The organism is Daeguia caeni (assembly GCF_042653845.1).
GTDB lineage: Bacteria > Pseudomonadota > Alphaproteobacteria > Rhizobiales > Rhizobiaceae > Brucella > Brucella caeni.
Window position 1 is genome coordinate 1 of the sequence record NZ_JBHSEL010000096.1, and the last position, 9,705, is coordinate 9,705.

Consider the following 9,705-nt stretch of genomic DNA (forward strand, 5'->3'; position numbering starts at 1 on the left):
GCACCGTCATCTGCCCAGGCAATAGCCCCAAGGCCGAACATGAACTAAGATTGAAACCGGACCACCCTATGGGGTCAGGCCATAGAGAAATTTCTCGTACCCTTGCCACTGGTGGAATTTTTGTATTCACCCCACAATCATTGAGATTTCTCGACCTCGTTGTAGCATGCCGCAACAAGGTCGATGCGAACGAAATTGAACGCAATATCGGTAGATATATGGGAAGCAATCCCGAAAGAGCCGTGGCAGCCTTCAAGGCTGGTGAGCACGCTTACTCGGATGTAAATGGCCAAGGAGGAGGGGGCGTTCTCACAGGTGATTTTTATGGCTGGGCCGCCATTCCAGCAAGTTGGTTTACAAAACAGTTTGGGACTGATTTTGAGGTCATTGATTACATTGATGACCCGGCACGTTTTGAGCAGGCTGTGTTTGTAACCAGAAAGAAATGAGCATCCCAATGATACTAGCTTTCCACAAATCAAGATGCCGCCTTTCTGGCTAGCGTTCATAGCTGTCTGCAAGGTCTGTATATTTGCCAGAAATACCATGTCGCTTACATGAAACTGTACACACGGACATCAAAAGGCGTCCATTCCGTGTATGCTATTCAATGCAATTGAATATCAGGAATGACGGGAATACGGGCCGCCTTAGAGACCAGAGTAATTCCCGGCTACGATCTGGCTGCGTGAGAGAAGCTGTCAACGATGCTGAACGAACGCAACCAGTTCGGTTACCAGCCGTTATGTAGAACATGCATGAAAGAGGCGGTTAAAGCACGGCTCATTTGCGGCTTTTCCATCAAGCAGGATAAGGGGCCTGACGCTATATTTGATTGTATAAGATAGATTATGGAACTTTTTTGATGCCGGAATATGGATAATCGCGCGGAGACAATTCCTGCGCGTCTACAACATCAGACAGCAGATTTTCAGCTATGGCTGCCTTGGAAAAGCAGGAAGCGACTTTCCATCCGGAGCCGCGAAACACAATATGTTAGAGCAGTCAGCCTTTCCGTGGAAAGCGGAATGCGCCATTGGTTTTCCGGCATTTGGCAGCCGGGATCAATTGTGCCGACGCATACAGATGCATCCTTACCTTTGACGATGACCGGGCTTGCAGAAAGGACTGCCATGAACTGGGCAGCCCATATTGTTTCTGCGAGAAGTTTGCCCAATCAGCGTAGCATCATCTGGTGATCGCGGCTTGAGGCTCAAGGTTTCCCAAAAAGCTGATCAGGCAAGCAGGAAACGCAGCGCACGCTGGATTTCGAAGAAATCGTCTGACGCAAAGCTTACTGCTCGTGGGGCACTTGCACGCGCCCCGGGATACCAGGATGCGCGATAGGCATCAGTCGAATTTACAAATTCAACCGTAATTTCATAAGGCCCCGAAAGGAACGGCATGGTGCGCTCGGAAAGTCTGCCAATAGCCAGTTTCACGCCCTCAAAAATCGCCTCGCGCGCTTGTGCCGGCGCGATGGAAAGCGAGGCGCGGCCAAAGCCTTCAAGGGTCGGAACCGTCACGATATTGGGCACCAATGCCCGTGCATCGGCACAGATTTCCGCATCGCCAGACAGAAATGCCGAGGGAACGCCATAACGGGCAGCGCACAGCGCGTTGAAGGTGAATTCAGAGGCAACCTCACCATTCAAGAGCACGCGCGAAACGCGCGTTGTCGTGGTATGCGCCAGCGGATTGGCCTCCGAGCCGGCTTTTGCATGATAACCAGTATAAATGGCAGCGGCAAATTCCGTACTCAAACCAAACATCATGGAATCGGGATGGCCAGACCAGCCTCGCATGATCCTGGCATAGGCAGGCAGGCGATCGACAATGATATTGCGGCCGCTCTCATGCGCATCCTTGATCACGATCTCGGTTGCCCCGGCAGCGCGCGCGCCCTCACAGGCCGCCAGAACCTCACCGGTCATCAATTCGCGAAATTCCCGGTAATCGGCCTTGTCGCGATCAGCCTCGTCCCAATGGGCAATGCCTGCGGTGCCCTCTATGTCGGCGGAAATAAAGATCTTCATTGCGCATGCCCTTTCGCCCAGTCTGCGAGAGAAGGAAACAGTTTGCCGGTGCGGCCGGTTGTTGCAGGGGCTGCGCACAGCGCGTTCAGGATTGCTTCCTGCGTGGCCTCGGCTGCGGCACGAAAGGCAACATCTATATGATCATTGCTGAGCATGCGAACGGTCTGGAAATCCGGGCCATCATGCACTACCGGATCAGCGGTCGTAAAACAGAGCGTGATATCGCCAGACCCATTACCCCAGAAGGCGCCAAGCCGGGCAATCCCTGCGCCAGCGCGACGCGCAACGCGCTGCAATTGCCGATCGCCCAGCGGAAGATCCGTGGCAAGCACGACAATGATCGAGCCTTTTTCTGCACCACTGACCGCACCGGGCATGGGACGGCGGCCATCCGGCAGAACCAGATCGCCCGCACGGCCAAAATTGGCAAGAACGAGCGAACCAAGCGTGAATTCCTCCTTGCCGATCTTCATGCGGCGGGAGGCGGTGCCGATGCCAGCCTTGAAGCCGAAAGCGGTCATGCCTGTCCCTGCCCCGACAGCCCCCTGCTCCACAACGCCGGGCGCAACGGCATCAAGCGCGGCAAAGGCGTCTTCGACAGTCACGGCCAGAGCCTGAATATCGTTGATCTGGCCGTCATTGCATTCGCATACCACGGCATTGACCGTGGAAGTCTGCCGTCCGATCTTCGGGTTCTGCGCGATTGCCCGGCGGATCAGCGCCTCGGTGCAGGCGGCGACGCCAAAAGTATTGGTCAGCAGGATCGGTGTTTCGATCGTGCCAAGTTCGGCAATCTGCACCAGACCGCCCGATTTTCCAAAACCGTTGATCACGTCAACCGCGCCGCGCACCTTGGAACGGAACAGATCGCCCTGATGCGGCATGATGGCTGTCACGCCCGTGGCAAGCCCATCGCCCTTCAGCGTGCGATGACCAACCATGACTCCGGGCACATCGGTAATCGCATTGTTGGGGCCGGTTGGCAGGCTGTTTGCACCGTCGCTCCAAAGTCCAAGACTGCGGGCTGTCGTCATGTTCTCTGTCCTGTCTGGCCGCGTCAGATGCGGCCAGCTTTCTTGAGGCTTCTGAGGAAGGCTTGCGTGCGCTCGCCCTGCGGATTGCCGAAGATTTCGGCAGGTGGGCCCTGCTCGTAGATCTTGCCTCCCTGCAGGAAACAGATACGGTCGGCCACCTCGCGCGCAAAGCCCATTTCGTGCGTGGCAAGGATCATGGTCATCCCGCCCGCGGCAAGATCGCGCACAATATCCAATACTTCAGACACCAGTTCCGGGTCTAGCGCCGATGTGATCTCATCCAGGAGAAGCAGCATCGGATCCATCATCAGCGCGCGCACGATTGCCACGCGCTGCTGCTGGCCACCCGACATGCGGTCGGGATATTCATTGGCCTTGTGGGCAAGGCCGATGCGCTCCAGGAAGGCCATCGCCTTGTCCTCGGCCTCACGCCGGCTCATGCCAAGCACTTTCGTCGGCGCCAGAACCGTATTCTCCAGCACGGTCATATGCGGAAAAAGGTTGTAGCCCTGAAAGACGATGCCAATATCGCGGCGCAGCCGGTCAAGATCGACACCCGGCCCGGTGATACGGTCACCGTGAATGAGGATCTCGCCCGATGCAATTTCCTCAAGCCGGTTGATACAGCGCAGAAGCGTGGACTTGCCGCAGCCGGACGGGCCGATGAGGCAGACGACCTCATGTTCCTCGACCTGCAGCGTGAGGTTGGAGATCACCTCCAGCTCGCCGTAATATTTGGTGATATTATTGATTTCCAGCAGCGCCATATGCCTAGCCCCCTGCCCGCATACGTTTCCGGTCGCGCTCGATCAGCCTGTCGACCAGACGCGCCTGCGGAATGGTGATGACGACGAAGAGAATGGCAACCGTTGTCACCGCCGAAAGATTGAAATTATTGGCCGCAATGATCTTCGACTGGTTGAAGGCGTCGATCGTGCCAATAATGGCCACCAGTGCCGTGTCCTTCTGCAGGCTGATGCAATTGTTCATCAGGGGCGGAATGATGTTGCGCACCGCCAGCGGCACAACGACATAGCGCATGGTCTTGGCATGGCTCAGGCCCAGCGAGCGGGCGGCTGCAACCTGACTGTGATGCACGCCCTCAATGCCGGCACGATAGACTTCCGATGTATAGGCGCCATAGGTAAGCGTGAGCGCGATGATTGCGTAGGACGTTGAGCTCAGCTCAGACAAGAAGGGAAGATTGGTCAGCGGCAGGCCAAAACCGATCAGATAGATGGTAATGATGGCCGGCAAGCCACGAAAGAGATCGCCATAGGCGGTTGCAAGATAGCGCAGCGGTCGACCGGCCTCGCCCGGAAGGGTGCGGGCAATGGCAATCAGCAGCGACCAGACGAGGATCAGAACCGCTGAACAGGCAAAGATCGTGACATTGGTGCCAAAGGCCCAGATGACCCGGCCGGCAGAATTCCTGATCTGGTCAAGGTCAAAGAAAGTACGGCTGACCGCCGCATCATTAACCGCCATGAACCATGCGCCGACAGAAATCAGCAGCAATGCGCCGATCCATGACAATGCTTTCCAGGAGGCAAGCGAGGCTTCCGCGCCAAGTGCGCGGGCGGCATAAAGATCCTGATTGCGCCGTGCGGCAGCAGATTTCATCACCGCGCGAATGGCCATCAACAGGACAAGTGCCGCAGCCGCGGCCGCGACAAGACCCGGGATCAGCACCACAACCGTCGATACACCCTGCCCGATCGCATAGTTGCCAATATGTTGCGCCGTCACGGCGACAACGAAGAAACAGACAATGGCGAGAACAAGCGTCAGTGCCGTGCGCACGCCATGGGTTCTCGCCCTGTCCTGGGCGCGCCACCGTGTGGCGCGCCTGGTTGCATTTTGCAGTTCAGAAGGAATCGAACCAGCCATCAGATCAGTATTTCCAGACCGGGACATCTTCAGGTTTCAGGCCACCGCGCTCGGCCGAAAGATATTGTTCTTCCAGCGCCTTGAGCGTGCCATCGGCGGCAAGATCGGCAATGATCTTGTCGATCACCGGCTTTGCCTTCGAGCCCTTCGGATAGACGCCAGCCGTATCGCGGCCGCTTGGGATCTGGCCAACGACACTCAGCTTGCCTTTGGAATTGGCAACCTGGCCGAGAATGACCGAAATATCCGTCATGACGGCATCGACATTGCCAGCGGCAAGCGCGGTGAACATGGCGCCCGTGTCATCAAAGACGGAAAGCTTTGCATCAGGCAGGTTTTCCTGTGCCCACTGCACCATGACGGTGCCGGCCTGGGTTCCGAGCTTTGCAGTCTTGAGACCTTCCTGATCGATCGGGGCATCTGCACGCGTTGCAATGCCGAATGCGCCGGTTGCATAAGGCGTCGAGAAATCGACAACCTTCTTGCGCGGTTCGGTGATCGAAATCAGCGCAAGCGCAATGTCAAAATCCTTGTTCTGACCGGCCACGATCGAGTCGAAAGAAGCGTTCTTCAGAACGACCTTGTCGAGGCCCAGACGGTGGGCGATGTTGACGGCCATGCAGAATTCGCGGCCGCTTTTGACGGTTTCAGGCGTGTCGCCATTGAATTCACCAACAGCCGGAAGATTGATGATGACCGTAAACTGGCCGGGAACAGCCGTCTCGACCTTTTCGGTGCCGGGCTGGCCATAGAGCTTGCACTCGCCATAGCCTTCGCTGGCGAAAGCCGGAGCCGAGAATGCCATCAGACAGCCAAGTGCAGTACCGAGCAATTTGGAATTGAATTTCATATGTTCGCCTCTGGGATGCTTTGTCGTGGTGGTTTTGGCCTATGACTGAAGCATGTTCACATGTTCAAGATAATAGGCCTGCAATTGCCGGGTCAGCGGACCCGGCACACCGCCATTCAGACTGACGTCACCAATGCGCACGATTGGCGTGACAAGACTGGTAGCGGATGTCTGGAAAGCTTCTGCCGCCCCTTGGGCCTCGGCAATGGTGAAGGCACGCTCTTCCAGGGCAACACCATGGGTGCTGCACAGCCTGAGAAGCGCTGCACGTGTACAGCCGGGCAGGATTGCCTTTGAATTTGCACGGGTGATGATGCGCTTGTCGTTCGTCACGATATAGGCCGTGGACGACGCGCCCTCGGTAATTGTACCGTCCTCGACAAACCAGGTGTCATCGAAACCTGCCGCCTTGGCGTCGCGTTTGGCCATGACCTGGCCAAGCAGCATGATCGTCTTGATATCACGGCGGTTCCAGCGCGGATCTTCCACCAAATTGACCGCAAGGCCAGCAGTCTGCCCCTTATTGTTGAGCAGGTTCTTGGCTTGCGTGAAAGCGATGAAGGTCGGCTTCAGATCAGCCGAATAAACAAATTCACGATCTTCCTCGCCGCGCGAAACCTGAAGATAGACCGTACCTTCCATGAGTTGGTTCTTCTCGATCAGCGCATGCTGGATCGCCTCGATTTCCGCACGCGGCAATGGCATGGGAATCGCCAATTCAGACAGCGAACGCTCCAGTCTTGCCAGATGCAGATCATTGTCGACCATCCTGCCGCCAATGACTGCCGTCACTTCATAAACCGCATCGCCAAACAGAAAACCACGATCAAACATACTGATCCTGGCCTCGTGTTCCGACACGAATTCCCCACCGCAATAAACCACTCTGGCCATAGCGCGTCTCAGCCTTTCGCATGCCATTTCACGAGTCGGGAACCTATTTCGACGCATATTGTTTGACAAATTCAATTTGAGCAGCCGGCAATGCAAAAATTGCATACACTTTTAAAATCAATCACTTTATGAAGAGACATCACGCCTTAACGAACGGCAAAGGGTGAAATTGCGATGGAACTGAAATGGCTGGAGGATTTTGTAACCGTCGCCAGCACGTCGAGCTTTTCGCGCTCGGCCGAATTGCGCAATGTATCGCAACCGGCCCTGAGCCGGCGCATCAAGCAGCTGGAGGTCTGGCTGGGCGCCGTCCTGATCAAGCGTGGCGCCGTTCCCGCGGAACTGACACCTGCCGGACGCAGTTTCCTGCCCATTGCGCAGGACACGATCCGCGCGCTTTATGCCGCCCGCGAGACGCTGCAACCGGCCTCCAATGCCGGCATGGTGCGGCTGGCGGCACTCCACACCCTCACCGTCACCTTCATTCCCAACTGGCTGCAAACTCTTGAAAAAACCGCGCCCGACACCCGCATCTGCTTCATTCCAGACCGGGGCGGCATTGAAGCCAATCTGGCCGCTCTTATCGATGGCGAGGCGGATTTCTTCCTCACCTACACCAATCCGCGCGTTCCCCTGCACCTTGACCACGAACATTTCGACTTTCTGTCGGTCGGACAGGACCGGCTTTTGCCAGTCGCAGCCCCCAGCCTGCGGCTTGAACGCGACAAATGGGTCGATGGCGAGAACATTCTTGACCGGGCGCTGGCGGACCGTTTCACCCTGCCCTATCTCAGCTACGGCTATAGCTCGTTCTTTGGGGTCGCTCTTGGAAAACTCTTTGCCCAGAAACCTGGTTTTCGCCGTCGCACCATCCATGAAAACGCCATCAGTGCCGGCCTCAAAACCATCACCTGCACAGGCGCTGGGATCTGCTGGCTGCCTGAAAGCCTGATCGAAGAAGAGATTGCAACCGGCAAGCTCGTCCATGCGACATCAAACCCTGACTGGGCGCTCGATCTTGAAGTCGTGCTTTACCGCCATGTCGGCAATCAGACCCGCAACGTCAACGCCTTTTGGGACAATGTGCGTCATGTCAGCACTGGAACTTTTGCAGCTGAACAGCCTGTTCTGGATACAGCATCATGACCATTGGCCTGCAAAAACGGCATATGGTCTTGGCGTTGTGATGCGTGGCAAATTGAAACTCTGAAGAACCGGAACAATGCAGCCATAGCCGACTTTCAAAAGCAAAGCCTGTCGGTCATGATGACCGGATAGCCTTATTTGCATTCGGCCATTGCTGGCAGATCAAGCAGCAAGATCCACGCAGTCATCGACGCGCGCGAGCAGCTCTTCTGTTCATCCTTCCGCAAGACAAGCCCACATGCCCACCCAGCACGAACGCAAACGGCAATACCCGTCCGATCTTTACCGGCAGCGCAATCTGGTCGCGCACTTCCTCTTCACGTCCAGGCATTTTCGCAAGCTTGCCACACATCATGTCAAGCGACAGCAACTTCCGCGCCACTGTCACTCCCGTCTTTGCGAGACTCCGGATCTTACCTCATGCGAAGGCACATCAGCCATGGCAGCATGACTTGAAGCAAAAGTTTTCCGCCAGCCCGGAGCGGTCCGGATCCTTCGTCCCTGAAACAGGCAATCCTGACTCGAAGATGTCAATGAGCAGAAAAATTCAGCAGATTGAAAACTATTCGACTTCCCACAAGGCAAAGGACAGGTCATAAGTGTTTGACTTCTTTAACTGCTTCAGCTTGATGCTGTGTGCCTGTCTTCCTGCCGGATAGAAGCCTGACATATTATCATGTTTGCTTTGCTTGCTTTTCTCGCACTCATTATTGAATGGTGCATTGGTTATCCCCATTGGCTGTATCTCCAAATCGGGCATCCTGTCACCTGGACAGGCAAGCTGATCGAATATGCAGATAAAAGACTGAATCTGGCGGCAAAGCGCGATGGCATTCGCCGTGCAACAGGCACCATCACCCTGGTCTTTATTCTCATTGTCAGCGCAGGAGCCGCTTGGCACGTGCAATGGATTGCCGGCAATGGAGCCGGTATTCTTCTGGCCGCCCTTTTGGGAAGTTCGCTTCTGGCCCAAAGGAGTCTGTCCAGTCATGTTGAGGCAGTCGCCAACGCTCTGGAAAATGCCGGTCTCGACGCAGGCAGAAATGCAGTCTCCATGATCGTCGGGCGTAATCCGGCCACGCTTGATGAAGCCGGCGTTGCACGGGCGGCCATTGAAAGCCTTGCCGAGAATTTTTCTGACGGGGTGGTGGCTCCCGCATTCTGGATGGCCGTGGCAGGTTTGCCCGGTGCGGCCATTTACAAAGCTGCAAATACGGCCGACAGCATGATCGGACACAGAACGCCACGGCATGAAGCGTTTGGATGGGCTGCGGCAAGATTCGATGACATCATCAACCTGCCTGCTTCGCGCCTCTCAGGCATTCTGATTGTGATGGCCGCATTTTTCATGAAAGATGCGTCACCACGCAAAGCCTTTCAGACGCTTTGGCGAGATGCTGGCAAACATCGTTCTCCCAATGCCGGCTGGCCAGAAGCTGCCATGGCAGGGGCATTGGGTCTGGCTCTTGCCGGACCGCGGACATATGGCGACATAGATGTTACAGACGCCATCATGGGCGAAGGCGGACGCAGAGCGGCAACTGCCGCCGACATTCGCCGAGCCCTATCACTGTACCGCCGGGCAGATGCCTTGTTGCTGCTGATGATGGGGGGCTGGGCGGGAGCCATGATCATCTTCGGATGTTAGGAAGAGCCGGAAAGCTGTTGCTCGGCCATTCCGAATGCCGCTTAAGCCATGAATAGATTGCGAAAGCCTGACCAAACATGATTTTGGCCAGACCCGGGCAAAGGAAGATATCTGAACCTCAGATTGTCCGACATCAACGCCCATGAGACCAAATTGTATTAATTGAGAAGAGAGGGTTTTCGGCTCATCATAGCTTTATCAAAGGAC

At 55.9% G+C, this 9,705-nt stretch carries 9 protein-coding genes; 3 read left to right on the plus strand and 6 right to left on the minus strand.

Features of this window, described 5'->3' with window-relative positions; genetic code table 11:
- Positions 1 to 449, plus strand: a 449-nt coding sequence (locus ACFO1V_RS09960) for a hypothetical protein (protein ID WP_380075097.1), incomplete at its 5' end; no start/stop codon positions are given.
- 786 nt (positions 450 to 1,235) lie between these two features.
- Here ACFO1V_RS09960 and ACFO1V_RS09965 read toward each other — a convergent pair.
- From ACFO1V_RS09965 to ACFO1V_RS09990, 6 genes are read right to left on the minus strand one after another with little or no spacing between them, the layout of a single operon-like run.
- Entirely contained in the window at positions 1,236 to 2,036 is an 801-nt protein-coding gene (locus ACFO1V_RS09965; RefSeq protein ID WP_374834532.1) for a M55 family metallopeptidase, read from the minus strand.
- On the minus strand, positions 2,033 to 3,070 hold the full coding sequence (locus ACFO1V_RS09970; RefSeq protein ID WP_374834530.1) for a DmpA family aminopeptidase: 1,038 nt from the start codon (positions 3,068 to 3,070) through the stop codon (positions 2,033 to 2,035). Before ACFO1V_RS09970 ends, ACFO1V_RS09965 begins: the two co-directional genes overlap by 4 nt.
- Before the next feature lie 23 nt (positions 3,071 to 3,093).
- Positions 3,094 to 3,837, minus strand: coding sequence for an amino acid ABC transporter ATP-binding protein (locus tag ACFO1V_RS09975; RefSeq protein ID WP_374834528.1), 744 nt, complete (start codon positions 3,835 to 3,837; stop codon positions 3,094 to 3,096).
- A gap of 4 nt (positions 3,838 to 3,841) precedes the next feature.
- On the minus strand, positions 3,842 to 4,960 hold the full coding sequence (locus tag ACFO1V_RS09980; RefSeq protein ID WP_374834526.1) for an amino acid ABC transporter permease: 1,119 nt from the start codon (positions 4,958 to 4,960) through the stop codon (positions 3,842 to 3,844).
- A gap of 4 nt (positions 4,961 to 4,964) precedes the next feature.
- Positions 4,965 to 5,810 (minus strand): ABC transporter substrate-binding protein, encoded by an 846-nt coding sequence (locus tag ACFO1V_RS09985; RefSeq protein WP_374834524.1) that lies wholly within the window; start codon positions 5,808 to 5,810, stop codon positions 4,965 to 4,967.
- 39 nt (positions 5,811 to 5,849) lie between these two features.
- Complete coding sequence (locus ACFO1V_RS09990) at positions 5,850 to 6,704, minus strand: D-amino-acid transaminase (protein ID WP_374834522.1); 855 nt, start codon at positions 6,702 to 6,704, stop codon at positions 5,850 to 5,852.
- 174 nt (positions 6,705 to 6,878) lie between these two features.
- Here ACFO1V_RS09990 and ACFO1V_RS09995 point away from each other — a divergent pair, with 174 nt between their 5' ends.
- Both ACFO1V_RS09995 and cbiB read left to right on the plus strand, forming a co-directional pair.
- Entirely contained in the window at positions 6,879 to 7,850 is a 972-nt protein-coding gene (locus ACFO1V_RS09995; protein ID WP_374834520.1) for a LysR family transcriptional regulator, read from the plus strand.
- 676 nt (positions 7,851 to 8,526) lie between these two features.
- A complete protein-coding gene (gene cbiB / locus ACFO1V_RS10000) occupies positions 8,527 to 9,498 on the plus strand; it encodes an adenosylcobinamide-phosphate synthase CbiB (protein ID WP_374834518.1) in 972 nt (323 codons plus the stop codon).
- The last annotated feature ends 207 nt before the right edge of the window (positions 9,499 to 9,705 follow it).